The sequence below is a fragment of the Brevibacterium sp. CFH 10365 genome (genome assembly GCF_009299785.1).
GTDB lineage: Bacteria > Actinomycetota > Actinomycetes > Actinomycetales > Brevibacteriaceae > Brevibacterium > Brevibacterium limosum.
This window is the reverse complement of sequence record NZ_VIGO01000007.1, coordinates 189606-212099: the sequence shown is the minus strand read 5'-3', so window position 1 is coordinate 212099 and position 22494 is coordinate 189606. Positions and strand designations below refer to the sequence as shown.

The 22494-nt window shown below is 64.0% G+C and carries 19 protein-coding genes; 17 read left to right on the top strand and 2 right to left on the bottom strand.

Annotated features, from left to right (window positions below):
• Positions 1–6 precede the first annotated feature (6 nt).
• Positions 7–768, top strand: coding sequence for a CPBP family intramembrane glutamic endopeptidase (locus tag FHG09_RS15570; RefSeq protein ID WP_152348552.1), 762 nt, complete (start codon positions 7–9; stop codon positions 766–768).
• A 180-nt stretch (positions 769–948) separates the two neighbouring features.
• Positions 949–3510: a PhoX family protein gene (locus FHG09_RS15565; RefSeq protein ID WP_152348551.1), complete on the top strand. Its 2562-nt coding sequence runs from the start codon at positions 949–951 to the stop codon at positions 3508–3510.
• Positions 3511–3678: 168 nt separating this feature from the next.
• Here FHG09_RS15565 and FHG09_RS15560 read toward each other — a convergent pair whose 3' ends face one another.
• Positions 3679–4320: a VOC family protein gene (locus tag FHG09_RS15560; protein ID WP_152348550.1), complete on the bottom strand. Its 642-nt coding sequence runs from the start codon at positions 4318–4320 to the stop codon at positions 3679–3681.
• Positions 4321–4481: 161 nt separating this feature from the next.
• Complete coding sequence (locus tag FHG09_RS15555; protein WP_152348549.1) at positions 4482–4970, bottom strand: inorganic diphosphatase; 489 nt, start codon at positions 4968–4970, stop codon at positions 4482–4484.
• A 108-nt stretch (positions 4971–5078) separates the two neighbouring features.
• On the opposite strand from FHG09_RS15555, the gene dacB reads away from it, so the two are divergent.
• From dacB to FHG09_RS15480, 15 genes are all read left to right on the top strand, one after another.
• Positions 5079–6554: a D-alanyl-D-alanine carboxypeptidase/D-alanyl-D-alanine-endopeptidase gene (gene dacB, locus FHG09_RS15550; protein WP_227492806.1), complete on the top strand. Its 1476-nt coding sequence runs from the start codon at positions 5079–5081 to the stop codon at positions 6552–6554.
• On the top strand, positions 6551–7567 hold the full coding sequence (locus tag FHG09_RS15545; RefSeq protein ID WP_152348548.1) for a zinc-dependent metalloprotease: 1017 nt from the start codon (positions 6551–6553) through the stop codon (positions 7565–7567). Before dacB ends, FHG09_RS15545 begins: the two co-directional genes overlap by 4 nt.
• Positions 7554–8576: a tRNA lysidine(34) synthetase TilS gene (tilS, locus tag FHG09_RS15540; RefSeq protein WP_227492805.1), complete on the top strand. Its 1023-nt coding sequence runs from the start codon at positions 7554–7556 to the stop codon at positions 8574–8576. Before FHG09_RS15545 ends, tilS begins: the two co-directional genes overlap by 14 nt.
• Positions 8577–8779: 203 nt before the next feature.
• Positions 8780–10048 (top strand): amidohydrolase, encoded by a 1269-nt coding sequence (locus tag FHG09_RS15535; RefSeq protein ID WP_227492804.1) that lies wholly within the window; start codon positions 8780–8782, stop codon positions 10046–10048.
• A gap of 381 nt (positions 10049–10429) precedes the next feature.
• A complete protein-coding gene (locus tag FHG09_RS15530; protein WP_152348546.1) occupies positions 10430–11866 on the top strand; it encodes a YfcC family protein in 1437 nt (478 codons plus the stop codon).
• Positions 11867–12028: 162 nt separating this feature from the next.
• Entirely contained in the window at positions 12029–13300 is a 1272-nt protein-coding gene (locus tag FHG09_RS15525) for a CynX/NimT family MFS transporter (protein WP_152348545.1), read from the top strand.
• A 47-nt stretch (positions 13301–13347) separates the two neighbouring features.
• On the top strand, positions 13348–13899 hold the full coding sequence (gene hpt / locus FHG09_RS15520) for a hypoxanthine phosphoribosyltransferase (protein WP_152348544.1): 552 nt from the start codon (positions 13348–13350) through the stop codon (positions 13897–13899).
• Between the two features lie 179 nt (positions 13900–14078).
• A complete protein-coding gene (gene ftsH, locus FHG09_RS15515; protein ID WP_152348543.1) occupies positions 14079–16247 on the top strand; it encodes an ATP-dependent zinc metalloprotease FtsH in 2169 nt (722 codons plus the stop codon).
• Entirely contained in the window at positions 16247–16870 is a 624-nt protein-coding gene (gene folE, locus FHG09_RS15510; RefSeq protein ID WP_152348542.1) for a GTP cyclohydrolase I FolE, read from the top strand. Before ftsH ends, folE begins: the two co-directional genes overlap by 1 nt.
• 24 nt (positions 16871–16894) lie before the next feature.
• On the top strand, positions 16895–17773 hold the full coding sequence (gene folP, locus FHG09_RS15505; protein ID WP_227492803.1) for a dihydropteroate synthase: 879 nt from the start codon (positions 16895–16897) through the stop codon (positions 17771–17773).
• The gene (gene folK / locus FHG09_RS15500) at positions 17770–18717 is read left to right on the top strand and encodes a 2-amino-4-hydroxy-6-hydroxymethyldihydropteridine diphosphokinase (protein WP_152348541.1); all 948 of its coding nucleotides are present in this window, start codon (positions 17770–17772) and stop codon (positions 18715–18717) included. The genes folP and folK overlap by 4 nt, the downstream gene beginning before the upstream one ends.
• A 28-nt stretch (positions 18718–18745) precedes the next feature.
• A complete protein-coding gene (locus FHG09_RS15495) occupies positions 18746–19207 on the top strand; it encodes a DUF3180 domain-containing protein (protein ID WP_152348540.1) in 462 nt (153 codons plus the stop codon).
• Positions 19204–19704: a PH domain-containing protein gene (locus FHG09_RS15490; RefSeq protein ID WP_152348539.1), complete on the top strand. Its 501-nt coding sequence runs from the start codon at positions 19204–19206 to the stop codon at positions 19702–19704. Before FHG09_RS15495 ends, FHG09_RS15490 begins: the two co-directional genes overlap by 4 nt.
• Before the next feature lie 2 nt (positions 19705–19706).
• On the top strand, positions 19707–21593 hold the full coding sequence (locus tag FHG09_RS15485) for a PH domain-containing protein (RefSeq protein ID WP_152348538.1): 1887 nt from the start codon (positions 19707–19709) through the stop codon (positions 21591–21593).
• The gene (locus FHG09_RS15480) at positions 21590–22480 is read left to right on the top strand and encodes a Rossmann-like and DUF2520 domain-containing protein (protein ID WP_152348537.1); all 891 of its coding nucleotides are present in this window, start codon (positions 21590–21592) and stop codon (positions 22478–22480) included. Before FHG09_RS15485 ends, FHG09_RS15480 begins: the two co-directional genes overlap by 4 nt.
• Positions 22481–22494 lie beyond the last annotated feature (14 nt).

Here is a 22494-nt window from a genome sequence, read left to right as displayed (position 1 = left end):
GAGTCCATGACGACCGAGCTCGAACCACAGGAGAGAAAGCGCCTGTGGTTCGAGCTCGGCGTCGTTGCGGCCCTGTCCTTGGGACAGTCCGCTGTCTATGCGTTCGTGCGCCTGGCCGATATCGCCACCCGCGGACCGATCAGCGATGCTCAGGCGAAACTCAACACCTCGATCTCGCCCCGGCCGGGTTTCGACCTGCTCTACCAGCTCCTGGACATCGCCTTCGCCCTTGTGCCCGTCGTCCTCGCCCTCTACCTGCTCACCCGCGATCGGGAGCACCGTGGCCTGGGTCCACGGTTGGGCGTCGTCGGGCACAGACTGCGCGACCTCGGCCACGGCGGTCTCATCTTCCTCATCATCGGCATCGGCACCCTCGGTGTGTACGCGGGCGGCCGGGCGCTGGGGATCACGGCCGAGATCCAGCCGTCCAACCTCGGCGATCACTGGTGGACGATTCCTGTGCTGCTGCTTTCGGCGGCGAAGAACGGCATCCTCGAAGAGGTGCTCATCTTCGGATTCGGGGCGCTGCGACTGCGGCAGCTGGGATACGGGCCCTGGACGATCATCATCTCCCTGGCGATCTTCCGCGCCAGCTACCACCTCTACCAGGGGATCGGCCCATTCCTCGGCAACGTCGCCATGGGCATCATCTTCGGCTGGTACTTCCTGCGCAAGGGCAGACTCATGCCGCTGGTGTGGGCGCACTTCATCATCGACGCCGTCGGATTCCTCGTCCCCGGAGTGCTCGCCCTCGTCGACATCGACTGAACGCCGAAGCCCGCGGCAGGGGACACTCATTCCTCCTTCCGGGTTCACTTCCAGTTCACCGACGGGTAGTTCCAGGGCCGCTTGCCGGTGACAGTCTCGATCGGGTGAGTCCTTCCGGCTCCGCCCCTGTACCGGGCGGGCCGCGAACTGGGAAGATAACCCGATACGAGGAGAGAACCGATGCGAACCCTTCTGCCGATGGCCGACCACGTGCGTGGCAAGCGCAGCCCCGTCACCTGCGCACTGAAGTGCGACAACGCCTGCCTGAAAGCCACCTGCAACACCTCGTCGAATGGGTACTTCCGCGATATCGTCAATGCGAAGCTCAGCCGTCGTGCGGTCCTCGGCGCCTCGGCCGCCGGTGCCTTGGCGATTGCTGTGACCTCCGCCCCGAGTCCGACCGCGCGCTCTGCCGCAGCCGCCACCGCAGGCAGCCTGGCCTTCACCGCCATCGACCCGATCCACCATGAGGTCGACGAATTCATCGTCCCCGACGGCTATTCCTGGCACCCGATCGTCCGCTGGGGAGACCCGCTGTTTCCCGACTCACCGAAGTTCGATCCGGAGAACCAGAGTCCCGAGGCGCAGCGCCGCCAGTTCGGCTACAACAACGACTTCCTGTCCATCCAGGTCGATGACAGTGATTCGAACCGTGCGCTGCTGTTCTCCAACCAGGAGTACACGAACGACGCCATCATGTACCCCGAGGACATGGACGGAGCCGATCAGCGGGCGATCAGCCGCGAAGCGCACGGACTGACGGTGGCCGAACTCGTCCGCACGGACGAGAAGTCGACGTGGACGGTCGACGTCAACGGGCAGAAGAACCGGCGATTCCTCATCGACACCGAATACGAGTTCACCGGACCCGCCGCCGGCTCCGACCTGCTGCGGACGAGAGACTACCCGAACGGCGACAAGGTGCAAGGCACCCTCGGCAACTGCGCCGGTGGACTCACCCCATGGGGCACCCTCCTCTCCGGTGAGGAGAACTTCAACTCGTACTTCAAAACCGCGGGGACCTCGGCGGCGGACAAACGCTACGGGCTGAGCAGCGAAGACTCGGCCAACGGCTGGGAGGCCGATGTCGACCGTTTCGACACGAACAGCTCCGGCTACGCGAACGAAGCGAACCGGTTCGGCTGGATCGTCGAGGTCGACCCCTGGGACCCGAAGTCCACCCCGCACAAGCACACGAACATGGGCCGCTTCAAACACGAAGGCGCGAACATCACGATCTCCGAATCGGGTCACGCCGTGGCCTATATGGGAGACGACGAGAAGTTCGACTACCTCTACAAGTTCGTGTCGAAGGGCACCTATGTCGAGGGCGATCGCGCACACAACAAGACCCTGCTGACCGCAGGCGACCTCTACGTCGCGAAGTTCACCGGCAACTCGCCGAAGTCCGAGATCGACGGCAGCGGCGATGTGCCCGCCGACGGCGAATTCGACGGCAGCGGCCAGTGGCTGCCGCTGCTCAAGGACGGCAAGTCCCAGGTCTCGGGCTTCTCCGCCGAAGAGGTCCTCGTCCACACGCGTCTGGCCGCCGACAAGGTCGGGCCGACGAAGATGGACCGCTGCGAAGACGTCGAACCGAACCCGGTCAACGGCCGCATCTACGTGGCGTGCACGAACAACTCCGATCGCGGCACCGATGGGAAGGCCGCCGCCGATGAGGCGAACCCGCGCACCGAGAACCGTGACGGGCACATCGTGGAGATCACCGAGCGCTCCGGCGACCACACGGGAACACAGTTCGACTGGACCCTGCTGCTGGTGTGCGGTGACCCGAAGCAGGGAGACGCCACCTACTTCTCCGGCTTCCCCGCCGACCAGGTCTCACCGATCTCGTGCCCGGACAACGTCGCGTTCGACACCGCCGGGAACCTGTGGATCTCCACCGATGGTGCTCCCGACGGCATCGGGTACTGCGACGGCCTGTTCAAGGTCACGATCGACGGTGACCAGCGCGGCCGTGTCGAACAGTTCCTCTCTGTGCCGCGGGAGGCCGAGGTCTGCGGACCGCTTGTGCACGACGAGTACGATTCGGCGTTCGTCGCCGTCCAGCACCCCGGCGAAGACGGCTCGTGGTCCGACCAGCATTCGCAGTTCCCCGACTACGTCGATGAGACCGACGTCGACAAGGGTGTGGCCGCGATGCCGCGACCCACGGTCGTGCAGGTGATCAAGGGCGACGGCGGCTCGGCACCGGATCCGACGGAACCGCCGAAGGACCAGGACGCCGACGCAGACGGCGCAGATGAGGGCTCGGAGAACTCGGACGAGAACGGCGACGCCGACGGCACCGGATCGGATGAGAACGCCGATGCCGAGGGCGACAAGACCGGAACGGATGCCGACGGCTCCGGTTCGACCGCAGGGTCGCAGGACGGTGCGAAGGAGGCTGCGGCTGCAGCGGCGGCGTCGGGCGCCGGAAGCGACGGCGGCTCCTCGAACGGAGGCTCCGGCGGCTCCGGTTCGAGCGGAGGCTCAGCCTCCGGCGGGTCAGGTTCGGGAGGGCCCGGTTCGGGCGGATCCGGATCTGAAGGCGGCGAACTGCCGTGGACGGGAACGGACAGCACCCTGCCTCTGCTCGGCGGAGGTGCCGGCCTGCTCGCGGTCGGCGGAGCCATGGCCACAGCCGCACATATGCGGCGGAAGAATGCAGCCGGAGCCGACAGTGCAGGCGATCCGGTCGAGGAGCCATCCGGCGAGACCGGAGCCGCATCCGACGCCTGACCGTCGGGAGCAGGCTGCCGGCGGCAAGGAGCCGTTGACGATGAGTTCAGGACGATCGGTGCGGAATCCGCCATCGGATTCCCGCACGGATCGTCCTGAACTTCTTCGTCCGGTTGAATCCTCCGGCCGACCAGTGTGCTCGACGGGTCAGCGACCCCGACCTGGGCTTCAGATGACGACGGGGCCGTTCGTCGTCTCGAAGCTCACCGACATGATGCCCGGCGTCCCGTGCGGCGAGGACCAGTCGATGTTGATCTCCGGGATCGGCTTGGCGTCCTGAGTCCCCAGCCAATCGCGCAGGCGATCACGGTCGCCCGCGATCTGCAGAGTGTCGATGGCGACGTCGGAATTCGTCTTGTACGTCGAGGGGTGCTGCGAGGAGTCGGCAGACCACTTGATGAAGAACGGCAGCTGGGGATCGGCGATGAGCCCCTTGACGCCGATCTGCAGCCACTTGAGTTCCAAACCGGACTCCGGAGTGCGGTTGCCGTCGACGGCCTTGCGTTCGAGGCGGGATTCGACCGCGGCGAGATCTTCGACCGAGACACACCAGCCCATCCAGCCGCCGCCGAGCTCGGAACGAGCCCGCACGGCCTGGCCGAACGGCGTTGACAGAGCGGCCGGGTGCTCCAAGGCTTCTACGACTTCGAGGTAGTGGCCGTTCGCGAGGGGGAAGATGAGATTTCTGGTGCCGAATCGAGGATGCACACCGCCGTCGTAGGGAACCACTCCGAGCTTCTGCGAGATCCGCTCGGCCGTCGCACGATATCCGTCTGGTTCACTGGCGAATGACACATGATCGAGTTTCATGACTCGACGATGGCATAACCTGGCTCAACCTGCCCCTTAGGGTCACCTAAGAAATCGTGATGATCGTCACGTCACGGGCGGCCGGACGGCGCCCGACACGACTCGGCCGCCCGGATGTCGTCATCCGGGCGGCCGAGATTCGGGAGTGCAGAAGGGAAGGCTCAGTGGCCCTCGGCCTTGAAGCGTTCGATGGAGGCGTTGATCTCCGCCTCGGCGGCTTCACGTCCGGCCCAGCTCGAACCCTTGACGTACTTGCCGGGTTCGAGGTCCTTGTACCGGTTGAAGAAGTGCTCGATCGAGTCGAGCATGAACTGGTCCACATCCGAGATGTCGGCAAAGGAGTCCCAGCGGGGATCTCCGGCAGGAACGGCGAGGACCTTGTCATCGCCGCCGGCTTCGTCTTCCATCTGGAACATGCCGATGGGCCGGATGTCGATGAGCACACCGGGGAACAGTGGCTCTGGCAGCAGCACGAGCACATCGAGAGGGTCGCCGTCGTTTCCGAGCGTGTCCTCGATATAGCCGTAGTCGGCGGGGTACTGCATCGAGGTGTAGAGGTAGCGATCGAGCTTGACCCGACCGGTCTCATGATCGACTTCGTATTTGTTGCGGGACCCCTGGGGGATCTCGATTGTGGCCAACAGTTCCATAGTGCTCCTTCACGTTAGGGGTGCATCACTAGAATAGATGGTACAAGTCCCCGTCACCGCCCACCGACGGCGACCACCGCACGGTCGTCGAGGAATGAGAGCCTGCGTTTGAACGACACCGATGCGCCGCAGAATCCGTCGGACTCCGGCTCCCCGCGCCGCGAGCGCAGAGCGGCGAGATCGCGGCGGAAGAAGGCCGGTGCGATCACCGCCGGTGCCATCGTCCTCGCTCTCGGTGCCTATGCCGCCGTCGACGCCTATGACCTCGTGCCCGGCCTGCCCGGCGTCCTCACCACCGAACCCCAGGTCGAGGTCCAGACCGTGCCCACCCCGCAGGCCCGCGCCCAGCAGGTGCCCGCCCCCGCCTCGGCGGTCGGCGATTCCGCTCCCGTGCCCACACAGATCCCGAAAGAGATCGACGCCGTGCTCAAGGAATCGAAGGTCAAGGGCTTCGGTCTCGAGGTCCGTGATGGGCTCAGCGACGATGTCCTCTACGCGAAGAATGAGACGAAACCGCGCACTCCCGCCTCCGTGACGAAGGTGCTCACCGCGGCTGCCTCCCTGTCCGCGATCGGCGGGGAGACGCGACTGGAGACGACGACGGACTTCGACGCGGACACGAACACCCTGACCCTCACCGGGGGAGGCGATGTGCTCCTGTCGGCAGGTGTTTCCGACCCCGGCTCGGTCAACGGGCACGGCGGGCTGCGGACCCTGGCCGAGGACACCGCGGCAGCTCTCAAGGACGAGAACATCACCGAGGTGGCGCTCAACCTGGACACGAGCCGTTATGTCGGCGAGGACTTCGACTCCGGGTGGGAACGGGTCGATATCGCCAAGGGCGTGATCACCCCGATCCAGCCGATCATGGTCGACACCGCCTATATCGGGTCGAAGCAGGCCGAATGGCGCGGCCGCAGCGAACACCCGGCCGAGGATGCGTTCACAATCTTCGAAAGAGAGCTGAAGAAGACCGGGATCACCGTCACCGAGGCGGCCGCCGAGTCCGAATCCGAGGACTCGAAGGAGCTCGCCCGGGTGGAGTCGGCGACGATCTCCGAGATCGTCGAGTACGCGCTCGTGCACAGCGACAATGTCGTCGCCGAGATGCTCGGCAACGAGGTCGCCATCGCCCAGGGCAAGGAAGGCAGCCTGGACAACGGCCCGGACGCGGTGCTCGAGGCCCTCGGCGAATCCGTCGACCTCGGCCGCACTCACCTCGTCGACACCTCGGGGCTGTCGTACGACAACCGGATCGCCCCGCACGATCTCACGACCGTCCTGCAGGCCTCCGTCGTCGCCGACGATTCTCTGGCCGGGCTCATCAGCTACTTCCCCGTCGGGGGTCTGACCGGGACCCTGCATGATCGGTTCGGGGATGAGGAGAACGCCTCCGGGGTGGTGCATGCGAAGACCGGGACACTCTCGACAGTGACCTCTCTGGCCGGGGGAGTCCTCGACGCGGAGGGGCGCTACCTCGTATTCTCCATCCAGATCGACGACGTGGATAAGGACAAGATCTTGGAAGCCAGGAAGACCGTGGACGATATCGTCACTGCACTCGCGAATTGCGGCTGCCGATGATCATCGATGAGGATTTCGCCGCCCGCACCGCCCGTGAGCTCGTCTCCGCGGCGAAGGTCCCCGAACCGGGGGTGCTCGACGCACTCGTCGAGGGGATGAAGGACAATGCGCTGACCGCCCAGGATCTCGTGCTCGACTCGTTCCTGCTGCCCTCGGAACATGCCGATGATGTGCGCGGCCGGCTCGCCGCCGGTTCCGTGCTCGTCCTCGACCAGGTCAGCTGGGTCAAAGCCAATGCCCAGTCCGTCAACGGAATGCTCGATGAGGCGGCCCTGCCCGCCCCCGTCAGCCCCGCCACCGCGAAGGCCGGTGCCGTCGAGGTCGCGGGAGTGCTCTCACTCCTGTCGACTCGCGTGCTCGGCCAGTTCGACCCCTTCGCCGTGGAGACGGGACGACTGATGTTCGTCGCCCCCGCCGTGCTCATCGCCGAGAAGGCCATGGACGTCGACCCGCGTGACTTCCGCATGTGGGTGGCCCTCCACGAAGCCACCCACCAAGTGCAGTTCGCGACCGCCCCCTGGCTGCGCGAGCATATGCGCACGCTGCTCTCCGGGGCCGTGTCGACCCGGCTGACGATGCCGGGAGTCGGCGGAATCGTCGACCTCTTCGCCACCTTCGGGCGCATCATCAAGGGCGACGCCAGTCTCGTCGACTTCATCCGCGACGAGACCATGCGCACCGCTCTCGACGAGGCCACCGCGATCCTGTCCCTGCTCGAAGGCCATGCCGATGTCGTCATGGACGAGGTCGGCGCCGGAGTCATCCCGAGCGTGCGCAAACTCCGCCGCAGGTTCGAGGCCCGCCGCGACGCCGGCCAGGGTGGGTTCCTCGCCAATCTGCTCGGAATGGACCTCAAGCTCGCGCAGTACCGTGACGGGGCGAAGTTCGTCCGCGCCGTCCGCCAGGAGGTCGGGCAGAAGGGCTTCTCCCGCATCTATGCGAGACCTGCGAACCTTCCGCGCACAGCGGAGATCCACGAACCGCAGCTCTGGCTCGACCGTGTCCACGGCTGAAGGTCCGCACGCCGGCTCCTCGCCGAGGCGGCCGACCCTCGACCCGGCCAGCGGAGCCGTCCGAGGCGCAGTCCGGGCCGGACTCGCAGCGGCAGGAACCTCGGATCCGGGGGTCATCGTCGCGGTGTCCGGGGGAGCGGATTCGATGGCGCTGCTCCACGCGAGCGCGTTCCTCCATCGTCGCGGTGAGATCCGTGCTCGTGCCGTCACCGTCGACCACGGACTCCAGACCGTCACCGCCGAGGTGGCAGCCAGGGTCGCCGCCGCCGCCGAATCCTGGGGTGTGCCCGCCGAGGTCGTGACGGTGAGCATCGACGCCGGCGAGGAAGGGCTCGAAGCCGCGGCACGCACCGCCCGCTACGCCGCCCTCGAAACCGCACGGGTCGCGGCCGGAGCCGACTGGATCCTCACCGCCCACACCCGCAGCGACCAAGCCGAGACCGTTCTGCTCGGCCTCATGCGCGGATCGGGCACCCGGTCTCTGGCCGGGATGAGTCCGCTGACCGGCCACCTGATGCGACCCCTGCTCGGACTCGACCGGGACCAGACCGAAGCGTCGTGCCGGGCGCAGGGAATCGGGATCTGGAACGACCCGATGAATGCCGACACCGCCTTCACCCGGGTCCGGGCCCGGCAGCTGCTGGCCGGACTCGAAGCCGAACTCGGCCGGCCGATCACCGCGAACCTCGCGCGGACCGCCGACCTCTGCCGAGCCGACGCCGACTTCATCGACGCCCGCGCCGAGGCGGCGGGACGGCAGATCCGAGGAACCGCCTCGGTGCCGGTGGACTTCTTCTCTGACTTTGACGAGGCGTTGATCGGCCGTGTGATCAGACGGTGGCTGATCTCGCTCGGCGTCCCGGCTCAGGAGTTCGGAGCCGTCCGGGTGGGTGAGATCGCGGCACTCGTTCGAGCGGGCCGATGCGGACGCCTGTCCTTGCCCCAGGACACCGAGGTTGTCGTCGCCGGCGACCGGATTATTCACAGACGTGCGTTGAAAGCCCGCTGAGAGCCCAATAAAAGCCGGTCATCTCGTTCTCGCCCCAAACTCAGTGGCCGAGCCCCGGGAGAACGCCCCCAACCCGGAGTTTGCGCACATTTTCGATCCGGTCCAGAGAATCCGCCCACAGGTGAGCGTTCCGGAAGGTTCATGCTCAACGTCACAGATCTTTGAACGACCTCGTCAGGTCTGACAGACAACATTGCATCAGCATGAGCAGTAGGTATGCAAAGAAATTGCGTGCCAGCGAGATTAACGTATCAATGTTTCCAAAGCTGTTGAGTGCGCCGCCGAACCGCGCTGAAGTTGATGCCATGACTAAAAACACCGAAAGTATCGTTGCTCAATGGCGGCAACATTTGCATGGAATCCCGGGCACAGAATTCGACGTGGGTGAAACAGCAAATTTTCTCGAGGAGAAATGCCTCGAATTTGGGTGGGAAGTGTCCAAAGGCATCGGTGGAGCCGGTCTGGTGGCATCGTACAAGGCTGGTACGAGTCCTAGGTCAATCGGCTTAAGGGCAGACATGGATGGACTTCCGCTCCGGGAAGAGAGCGGTGTGCCCTACAGCTCTCGCAATCCTGGCATCACGCATGCTTGTGGCCACGACGGTCATATGGCAATGCTTCTAGGTGTCGCATCCAAGTTGGTTGAGCGTGATGACTTCGATGGAACTGTGCGGTTACTCTTTCAACCGGCCGAGGAGCCTGGAACCGGGGCTCAAGCCATGCTCGATGACGACCTCCTCGAGCAGCTACCCATGGATGCTATTTACGGACTGCATAATACGCCAGGGCTTCCGGAAGGAGAGATTCATGTTAAGCCTGGGCCTATCATGGCGTCTGAGGACAATTTTGAGATTCGGATAACTGGGCGCGGGGGCCATGCCTCGACACCGCACGTCGTCATCGATCCAATGATCATTGCGGCCGAGATCGTACTGGCTTTACAGACGATAGTCTCACGAAGCATAGACCCTCTAGAATCCGTTGTCGTTTCCTGCACTGAGATCAGAACTGATGGTTCTCGGAACGCAATACCTGAAGAAATTGTAATAAGCGGTGACGTCCGAACGTTTACGGATCAGAATAGCCAGCTCGTTGAGACGCGAATGGGACAGCTGGTTCGAGGTATTTCGGACGCTCACCGCGCAGACTCCGCGCTAGTATACAACAGGGTATTCCGTCCTACGATAAATGCGGAGGCCTGCGTCGAACATGTCGTAGACGCTGCAACCTCCGCGCTGGGCTCGGATCGGGTCAACGGATCCTGCCGTGCAATCACTGCCAGTGAAGACTTCGCCGTATATGCGAGAAAGGTACCTGCATGTTTCGCCTTCCTCGGGGCAGGCGAAATTGGTGATACAGGCACAGCTCCTCTACATAGTCACAAATTTGACTTCAACGATTCCATCCTTGATGCCGGAATTGCATTTTACCTGGAACTTGTGCGTTCACGCCTGCCAAAGAAGTGGCGCTGATCGGGCCGAAAAGTCACGTCATGGGATCATATCTTTTTTGGAGGTTTGACGAGATTCCGTGTGCGGTGAAGTCACCTCGCTCCATATGCCGACTGTAATCATATATTGACACGATGCCTCGAGTCCGCGTTACTGCCGAAACGGGCTATACGTTAGCCCGTGGCATGTCAGGAATGTATACTTCAAATCAACGTAAAGACTATTTGTGTTTGAGCTGAAAATACGCCTAAGTCGCTTCTTTGATGTAGTCTTCCCAAGTCATAGCCTTGCCTTTCAGAATATTGTTACCGGTGTTTCAAATAACGGAACGCAAATTAAAATCAAGTAGAAAAACATCGCCTGATCGTAGATTTGGCGTAGAGGAACGAGAGGAATCGGCCAATGGTGACCGAGGAAACCAAACTGCACTCCGGGCTCAAGCGGAACATTTTCAAAATTCCCCATCCTTTTGTGATACTCACGTCCGCCGTCGCTATAATGGCGATGCTCACCTATATAATTCCTGCTGGGGTATATGATCGTATCACTAACGATGAAGGCGTGGAGGTGCTCGACCCTAAGAGTTACCATTTGGTCGAAAGCACGCCAGTAAGCATTCTGCAGTTCCTTACAGCGATTCCACGTGGATATGTCGAAGCGGGATGGATCATCGCGTTGTGCTTTTTTGTGGGTGCCGCGTTTGAAGTCATAAACCGTATTGGAATAATTCCGGCGATGGTTGAGAGTCTAGCGAGGCGATTCTCCACTAAGAGAACTCTGATTATACCCGTACTTGTATTTGTCTTCGCACTTATTGATGCGTTCATCGGAACGCCGGAACTGATCATTATGTATGTACCAATCGTAATGCCATTGATGAGGCGTCTGGGCTTTGACTCGGTTACCGGGGTTGCAGTTGTTTTATGTGGTTCAGCCGCTGGCTTTTCTGCAGCGATGACTAATCCGTTCACTATTGTCATCGGACAGACCATGTCGGGCCTGCCGGTCTATTCAGGCTGGCAGTTTAGAATAGTTATGTTCTTTGTGACGACTATATTCGCGGCCGGGTACGTGATGTATTACGGGTATCGGATTCTTAAGAACCCGGAAAAGAGTCTTACCTATGCATCTGATAGGGAGGCGCTCGAAAAAGACTCTGCTATTCAGAAACACGGAAATTCGGTTGTTTTGGGTTTTCGCGAAAGGGTTGCCGGTATTTTTTCGCTTGCGATTTTCGGTTTCATGGTTGTCGGTATGATACTATGGAAGTGGGATCTACCGGAGATGTGTGCGGCATTTCTCGTAATTGGTATCGGTGCTGGCCTCATCGTTAGAATGAATACCGACACTATGTGTGAGACAATGATGCTCGGCGCGCAGAATATGATGCTAGGTGCTCTTGTCATTGCAATTTCTAGAGCAATTTCCGTCGTGATGACGGATGGTCAGATCGTTGATACTGCTGTTCATACGCTTGCCGGTGTATTGTCCCAGTTGCCGCCAAGTGTGACAGTCTTCGGGGTACTCGCCGGTGTTACTCTTCTTAACTTTCTTATTCCTTCAGGCAGTGGGAAGGCTGTGATTCTTTTTCCAATTCTTTCCCCGTTGGCGGACGCAGTTGGGGTGACGCGGCAAACGATGGTTTTGACCTACCAGTTTGGCGACGGTTTCACAAACGTCCTATGGCCCACGGTTGGTCAGTTTATGGCAGCTCTGGTTTTGGCTGGCGTGAGTTGGACTAAGTGGTTCAGATTCTATTTTCCACTCCTGATTATTTTCCTGATTTTGTCTGCTGTCTATCTTATGATTGCTGAGTATATTAGTTACGGTCCATTCTGATCCTCGTAGGCGGGCGTCGATTTTTTTGCTTGTATCAATGCGAACGTTGATGGCGGCGAGGCGGGCGAACAGTGTTCAGCTCGTTAAATATCTTGGCCTGTAGAGTGGCGATGGTCTACGGGGCCCTGCGCTGGTGCTTGTCGGGTCTGAAAGGATGAGTCCATGACGACTTCGCCCGAGCAGGGATTCCGACGCTCCCGCGGCCTCGACGTTCTGGCCCTGGCCTGTCTCGTCCTCATCGCCGCCTCGCTGCGCCCAGCCGCCTCCTCGCTGGGGCCCGTGCTCTCCGAAGTCACAGACGGGTTCTCTCTGGCCGAATGGCAGACCGGTCTGCTCACCGCCCTGCCGGGACTCGTGTTCGCCGTCTGCGGCATCATCGCCGTGCCCCTGCTCAGACGACTCGGCCTGTTCTCCGCTCTGGCCATGAGCGCCGCCTTCATCGTCGCAGGCGTCGGACTGCGCGCGATCGCCACCGAATGGGTGGCCTTCGCTCTGCTCACCGTCCTCGCCCTGGCCGGAATGTCGATCGGCAACGTCATCCTGCCCGTCTACGTCAAGTCCCGCTTCCCGCATCGGCCCACGCTCGGAGCCACGACGTTCACCGTCTCGCTGGGCATCGGATCGATGCTGCCCTCGCTGTTCACGGCACCTTTGGCCGAGCAGTTCGGCGGGTGGCGTCTCGGCCTCGGCTTCTGGGCCGTGCTGCCCTTCTCCGCCCTCATCACCTGGACGGTGCTGCGGACCCTGAAGTCCGTTCCCGTGCTCTCCGAGCCGGCAGTGGAGGCCGGTGGGGAACGGGTGGAAGCGCCGCCTCGGCGAGCGGTCTTCACCTCACCCAAGGCCCGGTACATGGCGATGTTCTTCGGGCTCCAATCGGCCAACGCCTATGTCCAGTTCGGGTGGGTGCCCCAGATCTACCGCGACGCCGGACTCGACCCGTTCCTCGCCGGAATCATGCTCACGATCGTGACCTTCGGCGGCCTGCCCGGCGGATTCCTCGCCCCGCAGATCATCGTCCGGGGCATCGCCCCACGCGCCTTCCTCGTCTCCTTCGGCATCAGCGCCGTCGCCGGCTACACGGGACTGCTGCTCAGCCCCGCCGCCACCCCCTGGCTGTGGGCGGTTCTTCTCGGCTACGGCGGATTCGCCTTCCCCGCCGCGCTGGCACTGATCACCTCCCGCACCCGCGAGGTCTCCGTCACGGCCTCGACGTCGGCATTCGTCCAGTCTTCGGGCTATGTGCTCGCCGCGCTGGGCCCCCTGGCCGTGGGCGGACTCCTCGGGTGGAGCGGTGGCTGGCAGGTGCCGCTGTGGTTCATGGTCGTCGTCTCTGCGCTCATGGCGATCACCGGGTGGCTGTCTGCCGGTCCGGGGAATGTCGACGACGAACTGGCATCGGCACCCGGGCCCACTGGCACGGGTGAGGCGAAGTGACCCATAATGGAATCTCCAGGACCCACTTCTGAGGAGAATCGACACTCGTGGACATCAACGATCTCGGCAATGACATCGAAAAAGTACTCGTTTCGGAAGAACAGATAGCCGCACGACTCGTTGAACTGGCCGCCGCCATCGATGACGACTACAAAGACAAGGACATTCTCCTCGTCGGTGTCCTCAAGGGCGCTGTCATGGTCATGGCCGACCTCGCCCGCGCCCTGCACTCACCGGTGACGATGGACTGGATGGCCGTGTCCTCCTATGGATCGGGCACCAAATCCTCCGGCGTCGTGCGCATCCTCAAGGACCTCGACACCGACCTCACCGACCGTCACGTCCTCATCGTCGAAGACATCATCGACTCCGGACTCACCCTGTCCTGGCTGGTCCAGAACCTGCGCACCCGCGGGGCTGACACTGTCGAGATCTGCACCATGCTGCGCAAGCCCGAAGCCGTCAAGGTCGACATCGACGTCAGGTACGTCGGCTTCGATGTGCCCAACGAGTTCGTCATCGGCTATGGCCTGGACTATGCGGAGAAATACCGCAACGTGCCCTTCGTCGCGACCCTGGCCCAGCACGTCTACAGCTGAGCCCGCCCGCACCGCTTTTTACGCCCGCGGCGAACCCGGGCCGAGTCCGGGGCATGTGACGGAACAGATCTGGCGCGCATTCGGGCTATAGGGGTGCGAAGTACTAGGCTGTGGGGGATGTTCCCAGGCAGCCTCGGTAGCCTGAAGCGGTTGCCCACATCTTTTTCCTGAGAGGACTTATGGCCGAGTCGAACAAACGTCGCCCCCTGCTGAACAAGGCGACGAAGGGCCCATTGGTCTGGATCGTCCTGGCACTGCTCGTCGTATCGGTCGGTGCTCTGCTCTTCAGCCAGTCCGGATTCAGCCAGATCGACACCGAACAGGGTCTGCAGCTGCTCAAGGACGACAAGGTCGAACAGGCCAAGATCGTCGACAAGGACCAACGCGTCGACCTCACTCTCAAGGACGACTTCAAGGTCGACGACAAGGACTTCGGCAAGAAGGTCCAGTTCTTCTACGTCGAACAGCGCGGCGAACAGGTCGTCAAGGCCGTCGACTCCGCCGGCCCGGACAAGGGGTTCACCGACGAGGTGCCCAAGCAGAGCTGGCTGATGTCGCTGCTGGGCACGCTCATTCCGTTCGTCATCATCTTCGTCGTCTTCTGGTTCCTCATCTCGCAGATGTCGGGCGGGAAGATGATGAACTTCGGCAAGTCGAAGGCGAAGCTCGTCAACAAGGAGAACCCGGACGTCACCTTCACCGACGTCGCGGGAGTCGACGAAGCCCTCGAAGAGCTCGAGGAGATCAAGGAATTCCTCGCCGAACCGGAGAAGTTCAAGGCCGTGGGAGCGAAGATCCCCAAGGGGGTGCTCCTCTACGGTCAGCCCGGCACGGGCAAGACCCTGCTGGCCAAGGCCGTCGCCGGTGAGGCCGGAGTCCCGTTCTATTCGATCTCCGGTTCCGACTTCGTCGAGATGTACGTCGGCGTCGGTGCCTCGCGTGTGCGCGACCTGTTCGAACAGGCGAAGTCCAACGCCCCCTGCATCATCTTCATCGACGAGATCGACGCCGTCGGCCGCCAGCGCGGCGCCGGAATGGGCGGCGGCCACGACGAGCGCGAACAGACGCTCAACCAGCTGCTCGTCGAGATGGACGGATTCGACGTCAAGACCAACGTCATCCTCATCGCCGCGACCAACCGCCCCGACGTCCTCGATCCGGCGCTGCTGCGCCCCGGCCGCTTCGACCGCCAGATCCCCGTCGAAGCCCCGGACATGAAGGGCCGCAAGCACATCCTCGAGGTCCATGCCGCCGACAAGCCGCTGGCCGATGAGGTCGACCTCGGTCAGGTCGCGAAGCGGACCCCCGGATTCTCCGGTGCCGACCTGGCCAATGTCCTCAACGAGGCGGCCCTGCTCACCGCACGTGAGGACGCGAAGGTCATCGACAACCGGATCCTCGACGAAGCCATCGACCGAGTCATCGCCGGCCCGCAGAAGCGGACCCGACTGATGAACGACAAGGAACGCCTCGTCACCGCCTACCACGAAGGCGGACACGCCCTCGTCGCCGCGGCCATGAACCAGACCGACCCGGTCACGAAGGTCACGATCCTCCCGCGCGGACGGGCGCTGGGCTACACCATGGTGCTGCCGAGCGAAGACAAGTACTCGACGACCCGCAATGAGCTGCTCGACCAGCTCGCCTATGCGATGGGCGGCCGAGTGGCCGAAGAGATCGTCTTCCACGACCCGACCACCGGTGCCAGCAACGACATCGAGAAGGCGACGAACATCGCCCGCAAGATGGTCACCCAGTACGGCATGAGCGAGAAGCTGGGCATGGTCAAGATCGGCGACGACCAGTCCGAACCCTTCGCCGGACGCGGCTACGGCGGCGGTGACGAATACGGGGACTCGACCCTGTCGTCGATCGATGCCGAGGTTCGTGGTCTCATCGACTCCGCGCACGCCGACGCCTACTGGGCGCTGACTCACAACCGCGACATCCTCGACGACCTCGCCTACCAGCTGCTCGAACGCGAGACGCTCGACCAGGCGGCCCTCGAAGAGATCTTCGCACCAGTTGCCAAACGCCCCACCCGCGATGTGTGGCTGGCCCACGATGACCGTCCCGTATCCGAACGCGGACCCATCGACCCGCCCGCACCGCAGAGCGAACGCAGCGCCGATGATGGAACGACCGGCACCGAGGTGGACACCACCGACATCCCCGGAGCCGGGCCCACCGGGGTCAGCGGACCCCAAGTTCCGCACAACCCGCCGGGACCCGAGAACCCGAACGGTCCCACCGGCCCGACGGGCGGACCGACCGGCCCCACCGGCGGACCCGGAACCGGGGGACCGGCGACGAACGGCACGAACGAAGACAGAGGGAACAACGACTGATGGCCGATATCGAAGAGGTCTCCGCCGGTCTCGGCCCCGCCCCCGCAGGGCACGAGAACAAGGTCGACCAGGAGCGCATCGCCGCTGCAGTGCGTGAGATCCTCATCGCCGTGGGAGAAGACCCCGATCGGGAAGGTCTGCTCGAGACTCCGGGCCGAGTGGCTCGGGCCTATGAGGAGATCTTCGCCGGGCTCCACCGCGACCCGGCCGAAGTCCTCGGAGTCACCTTCGACATCAGCCACGAGGAACTCGTCCTCGTCCGCGACATCGACCTGTACTCCACCTGCGAACACCACCTCGTGCCCTTCCACGGCGTCGCCCATATCGGCTACATCCCGAGCAAGAACGGCAAGGTCACGGGACTGTCCAAACTGGCCCGCCTCGTCGAGGTCTATGCTCGTCGGCCCCAGGTGCAGGAACGCCTGACCGCACAGATCGCCGATGCACTCGTCGACCACCTCGACCCGCAGGGCGTCATCGTCGTCGTCGAAGCCGAACACCTGTGCATGACCATGCGCGGAGTCCGCAAACCCGGAGCCTCGACGATCACCTCGGCCGTGCGCGGGCAGCTGCGCGACAGCGCCTCCCGCGCCGAAGCGATGAGCCTCATCCTCGGTCGCTGAGACTCTAGCCAGGATCACACAGCGATGGACGATTCAGCAGTGAAGACGACGCAGATCATGGGCGTCCTCAACGTCACCCCCGACTCCTTCTCCGACGGCGGACTGTGGTTCGACCACGACCGTGCCGTCGCCCACGGAATCGAACTCATGGCCACCGGTGCCGACATCATCGACGTCGGCGGCGAATCGACGCGTCCGGGTTCGGCCCGCGTCGACGAAGCCGAAGAGCTGCGCCGCGTCGTCCCCGTCGTCCGTGAACTCGCCGCCGCCGGAGCCGTCATCAGCGTCGACACGATGCGCGCCGGTGTCGCCGCAGAATCCCTGGCGGCCGGCGCTCACATCATCAACGACGTCTCCGCCGGACAGTCGGATCCCGCCATGCTCAGCGTCGCCGCCGAGTCCGGCGCCCCCTTGGTGCTCATGCACTGGCGCGGCTACCTCGATCAGGCGTCGGCGACCTTCCACTACGACGATGTCGTCGCCGAGGTGATCGCCGAACTGCGCACCCGCATCGACGAAGCCATCGCCGTCGGCATCACACCTGCGAACATCATCGTCGACCCCGGTCTCGGATTCTCGAAGAACGCCGAACACAACTGGCAGCTGCTCTCCGCCCTCGACGAATTCGCGGCACTCGACCATCGTCTCCTCGTCGCCGCCAGCAGAAAGCGCTTCATCGCCTCCCTGCTCAGCCCCGACGACCCGAAGCAGGCAGAGCAGGCGGCGAAGGATCAGGCCACGGCCACGATCTCCGCGATCTCCGCGCAGGCCGGAGCCTGGGCGGTCCGTGTCCACGATCCGGCCACCTCGGCGATCGCCTGCAAGGTCATCGCCGCGGTCAGGGAACACTCCGCGGCAGCGGGCCCTGCAGCGAACTTCGGAACCGACGGAGTCGCGCAATGACCGGCACCGAGTCGGCCCCCGACCGCATCGAACTGCGCGGGCTGACGGTGCGCGGCAACCACGGGGTCTTCGACTTCGAGAAGCGCGAGGGGCAGGACTTCGTCATCGACGTCACCCTGCACACGTCGGTCGCACGGGCAGCAGCCACCGACGACCTCACCGAGACGATCCATTACGGAGAACTCGCCGAAGACGTCGTCGGCATCGTCGAGAACAACACCTTCGACCTCATCGAAACCCTCGCCGAACACATCGCCGACCACTGCCTGAGCCTGTGCGACCACGTCGAAGTCGTCGTCCACAAACCCTCCGCGCCGATCCAACGGACCTTCGACGATGTGCGCATCCGCGTCGAACGGTTCCGCACCACCCCCGTGGCCGCCTCGAAGGGGGAGACCGGCACCGCCGTGCCCGGTGCGGGCGGCACAGACGATGGTGGGACCGAGGCGTACCTCAACCTCGGGGCGAACCTCGGCGACGCCGCGGACACCCTCGACCAAGCGGTGGCCGCCCTCGACCGGCACCCGGACATCACCGTCACACGCCGGTCCTCCCTCTTCCGCACCGCACCCTGGGGCGGGGTCGAACAGAACGACTTCCTCAACCTCGGAGTGCTCGTGTCCACCACGCTGTCGGCGCTCGAGCTGCTGTCGGTGGCACAGGGAATCGAAGTCGCCTGCGGGCGAACGAGGCAGCTGCGGTGGGGACCGCGCACCCTCGACATCGACCTCATCCGCTTCGGAACCGAAGACGCAGAGCTCGGCAGCAGAACCCCGCGGCTGACGCTGCCGCATCCCCACGCCCACGAACGCGCCTTCGTGCTCGCCCCCTGGGCCGAACTCGTCGGCGACACCCGCATCGACACCCCGCAGGGGCGCCGGCCACTCAGCGCAGTTCTGGCGGAACTCGACGACCAGGACATCTCCCGGATCACCTCTGGATAACCGCCCGCGATCTGAGAGACTGGGAACCATGCAGAGAACCTCCACGTCCACCCTCGCCGTCTGGGCCGTGATCGGCACGGTTCTCGCGATCGTGGTCGATGTGGTGCTCGAACGCCAAGGATTCTCGCTGCCCGGTCTGCCGTGGTTCGCCGTCATCGGCATGCTCGTCCTCGCCGCCGTCCTGTTCCTGCTCGGCTGGCCCATCAAGAAATGGAACGACGGGGACCGGACGAAGGAGATCGACCCGATCCAAGCGGCGCGAGTGGCGATCATGGCCAAAGCCAGCGCCCTGACCGGGGCCGGACTCTCCGGCTGGTATCTCGGAAACGCGGGCTACTATTTCCTGTCCGCACCGGGAATCCGCAACGATTTGGCCGCAGGTATGCTTGTCGCAATGATCTCTGCCGCCGTGCTCATGATCGTCGGTATGATCGTCGAGGGATTCTGCGAGATCCCACCCCAAGACCCGCCGGGAGCTGAAACCGCATGAACCGCGACCATTCCTTCACCATCGGACCCGATGTGCCCTTCAACCGGGTCAGCCCGAAATACGGGACGAAGGAGGTCCTCGCCGGCCTGATCCTCCTCATCCCGCTGTTCATCGCCGCACTCGTCCTGGCCATCATCTTCACCTCCGAGGTGCCGTGGCTGCACCTGGCATGGGTCGCCGTCCTCGCATACGGCATCATCTCGACGCTCATCATCCTCCGCCAGGCCCGCGCCATCGGCTACGCCGAACGTGAGGACGACCTGCTCGTCCGCCGCGGCATCATGTTCCACCGCGCCACCGTCGTGCCCTACGGTCGCCTGCAGTTCGTCGACGTCGACGCCGGCCCCGTCGACCGCATGTTCGGCCTCGCCACCGTCAAACTCCACACCGCCTCCGCGGCCACCGACGCGACGATTCCCGGTCTGCCCCGCGCCGAAGCCGACCGCCTGCGCGACAGTCTCGCCGGACTCGGCCAGGCCAATCTCGCCGGACTGTGACCATGAGCGACGAATCCTCGCCCGGAAACCCGGACCCCGCCACCGAGGCGGCCGCCCCCGAAGTCTGGCACCGTGTCCACCCGCTCACGCCGATTCTCGAGAGCCTCGGCGTCCTCGTCGGCATCTTCATCGCTGCGGCCTATGGACTGCAGAACTTCTTCCAGAGCGCCGTCGAAGACCTGGCTTCCGGCCGCTCCGTCAACCTCACATTCGCCGATTGGCTGCGCAGCCATCCGCTGGTGATCCTCGCCGTCGTCGGCGGAATCATCCTCATCCTCTTACTCACCGCGCTCTTCAGCTGGTTGGCGTGGCGGGTCATGGGCTACCGGGTCGATGCCGAGGCGATCTACTATCGGCGCGGACTGCTGTCGAAGAAGCTGCGTAAGGCCCGTCTGGACCGAGTGCAGTCCATCGACCTGCAGCAGAAGCTGCTGCCGCGCGTGCTCGGAATGGCCGAACTCGTCTTCGACGTCGCCGGCGGCACCGACTCGAACATCTCGCTGAAGTACCTGTCGAAGAAGCGAGCCGAGGAGCTGCGCGACGAACTGCTCGCCGCCGTCCGCTCCCGCAGACAGGAACACAACCGCACCGAGGCGGCCCCCGGGCTCCCCGGTTCCGGTTCGACCGCAACCGGTTCGACCGGTCCCGGTTCGGCCGGTCCTGATGGGGCAGCGACCGGAGCGGCAGGGTTCGGTGCGTCAGGGAACTTCGCTGCGGGCCCGCCCGGGCCAGCCGTGTCCGTTTCCGACACCGGCGGACAGACCTCGGGACCTGGTGGGGAGACCGGAGTCGATCGGTCGGTGCCCGAACGAGGCGGGGACAGCCTCGGTGTGCGACTGAGCAAACGGCTCGGCAGCCTGGCCGACGATGTCTCGGGCGAAGCCGAATCCAGCCTCAGCGATCTGCTCGCCCCCTACCATCTCAAGCCTCGGGTCGGCGAAGAAGGCGAGATCATCCGGGTGCCCGTCCACCGGGTCGTCGTCGCCTCCCTGCTCAAGACCGAGACCCTGGTGTCCGTGGCCGTCGTCATCGTCGTCGTCATCGCGGCGATCGTGTTCTTGGCCCTCGGCATCAAGGAGGCGTTCATCCCGATGCTCGTCGGTGTTCTGCCGGGAGTCTTCGCGGCGTTCTCCGTGTTCCGGAAGAACCTCGACAATGCGAACTTCGTCGTCCGCCTCGGCGAGAACGGGCTGGCCGTCAACCACGGACTCTTCTCCACCTCACGCAAAGTCATCCCGCTCGACCGGATCCAGGCGGTGGCCCTGCACCAGCCGCTGCTGTGGCGGTGGGCCGGCTGGTGGCAGGCCCAATACAATATCGCCAGCGACGGTGGGACGACCGAATCGAATCTGCTGCTGCCCGTCGGCGACATCGACCAGGCCCTGCTCATGGTCGGCCTCTCACTGCCGGACCCGCAGCTGCCCGACGACATCGGCGCGGACACCTTGGTCCGTTCGGCGATGTACGACCGGAAGTCTGCCCACCCGAACGCCGCCGCGGCCGAGGAGCTGTTCCACCCGCAGCCGCGCTCGTCACGCCTGGTCGATCCGCTCGTCTGGAAACGGCGCGCCTATGCCCTGACCGATTCGATGCTGGTGCTGCGTCTGGGCGTCCTCGACCGCCGCGTCGACTTCGTGCCCCATGTCCGCGTCCAGTCCCTGCGCTACTATCAGGGACCGCTGATGCGGGCGCTCGACCTGGGCACCGTGGCCGTGCATTCGACCGCAGGGCCCATCACCCCGCTCGTGAAGCACCAGAGCGTGGACGGAGCCAAACGCTTCTTCACCGAACACGCCGAACGCACCCGGATCGCCCGCCAGCACTTCGACGCGGCGGCGAAGCGTGCACACACCGACCCGACACAGACTCCCGAGGAGGACGAAGGATGAGCCAAGGCGACGCACCGAGGCTGGGCATCGGAATCATCGGCTGCGGTCGAGTCGGAGCCAGCATCGGTGCCGCCTGGAGGCAGGCGGGTCACGCCGTCATCGGAGTCAGCGCCACCTCGGCGGCGAGCCTCGAACGCGCCGAGGACATGCTGCCCGGAGTGCCCGTCCTCGACCCGGACGAGATCACCGAGCGCGCCGAACTCGTGCTCCTCGCCGTTCCCGATGACGAGATCGCGCCGCTGGTCACAGGCTTGTCCGAGCTCGGACGCATCCACGCCGGGCAGATCCTCGTCCACTGCTCCGGCCGGTACGGAGCCGACGTCCTCGAAGCCGGGACCAGCCTCGGCGCTCTGCCCATCGCCCTGCACCCGTCGCTGACCTTCACCGGAACCGAGGTCGATCTCAGCCGCCTGCGGCAGGCGACGATCGCGGTCACCGCGCCCGCACCGATCCGGCCGGTGGGAGAAGCCCTCGTCGTCGAACTCGGTGCCGAACCGATCGACATCGCCGAGGCCGACCGTCCTCTCTACCACGCGGCCATCACCCACGCATCGAACCATTCGATCACGATCCTCACCGAAGCCATGGAGCTGCTCACCGAGGCGGGGGTCTCCGATCCATCAGCCGTCCTCCACGCCCTCGTCGATGCCAGCGTCGCCAACACGATGCAGAACGGACCCAAAGCACTGACCGGTCCGATCAGCCGCGGTGACGTCGGCACCATCGAAGCGCACCTGGCGGCACTGAGCGAATTCAGCCTCAGCCGGTCGAACCCGGCGGTGCGCAACAGCTACATCGCACTCGCCCGATCGACGACTGCGAAAGCCCTGGCGATGGGACGGATCACAGAGGCCCAGGCACAGCAGATCCTGACCGCTCTGGACTGACCGCCGAATTCCCC

Coding starts and splice junctions, on each gene's coding strand:
- folP (WP_227492803.1), top strand. CDS start 16,895: ATGGACGATTCAGCAGTGAAGACGACGCAGATCATGGGCGTCCTCAAC.
- FHG09_RS15495 (WP_152348540.1), top strand. CDS start 18,746: ATGCAGAGAACCTCCACGTCCACCCTCGCCGTCTGGGCCGTGATCGGC.
- ftsH (WP_152348543.1), top strand. CDS start 14,079: ATGGCCGAGTCGAACAAACGTCGCCCCCTGCTGAACAAGGCGACGAAG.
- FHG09_RS15545 (WP_152348548.1), top strand. CDS start 6,551: ATGATCATCGATGAGGATTTCGCCGCCCGCACCGCCCGTGAGCTCGTC.
- FHG09_RS15555 (WP_152348549.1), bottom strand. CDS start 4,970: ATGGAACTGTTGGCCACAATCGAGATCCCCCAGGGGTCCCGCAACAAA.
- FHG09_RS15490 (WP_152348539.1), top strand. CDS start 19,204: ATGAACCGCGACCATTCCTTCACCATCGGACCCGATGTGCCCTTCAAC.
- FHG09_RS15525 (WP_152348545.1), top strand. CDS start 12,029: ATGACGACTTCGCCCGAGCAGGGATTCCGACGCTCCCGCGGCCTCGAC.
- FHG09_RS15485 (WP_152348538.1), top strand. CDS start 19,707: ATGAGCGACGAATCCTCGCCCGGAAACCCGGACCCCGCCACCGAGGCG.
- FHG09_RS15530 (WP_152348546.1), top strand. CDS start 10,430: ATGGTGACCGAGGAAACCAAACTGCACTCCGGGCTCAAGCGGAACATT.
- folK (WP_152348541.1), top strand. CDS start 17,770: ATGACCGGCACCGAGTCGGCCCCCGACCGCATCGAACTGCGCGGGCTG.
- FHG09_RS15480 (WP_152348537.1), top strand. CDS start 21,590: ATGAGCCAAGGCGACGCACCGAGGCTGGGCATCGGAATCATCGGCTGC.
- FHG09_RS15570 (WP_152348552.1), top strand. CDS start 7: ATGACGACCGAGCTCGAACCACAGGAGAGAAAGCGCCTGTGGTTCGAG.
- FHG09_RS15560 (WP_152348550.1), bottom strand. CDS start 4,320: ATGAAACTCGATCATGTGTCATTCGCCAGTGAACCAGACGGATATCGT.
- folE (WP_152348542.1), top strand. CDS start 16,247: ATGGCCGATATCGAAGAGGTCTCCGCCGGTCTCGGCCCCGCCCCCGCA.
- FHG09_RS15535 (WP_227492804.1), top strand. CDS start 8,780: ATGAGCAGTAGGTATGCAAAGAAATTGCGTGCCAGCGAGATTAACGTA.
- FHG09_RS15565 (WP_152348551.1), top strand. CDS start 949: ATGCGAACCCTTCTGCCGATGGCCGACCACGTGCGTGGCAAGCGCAGC.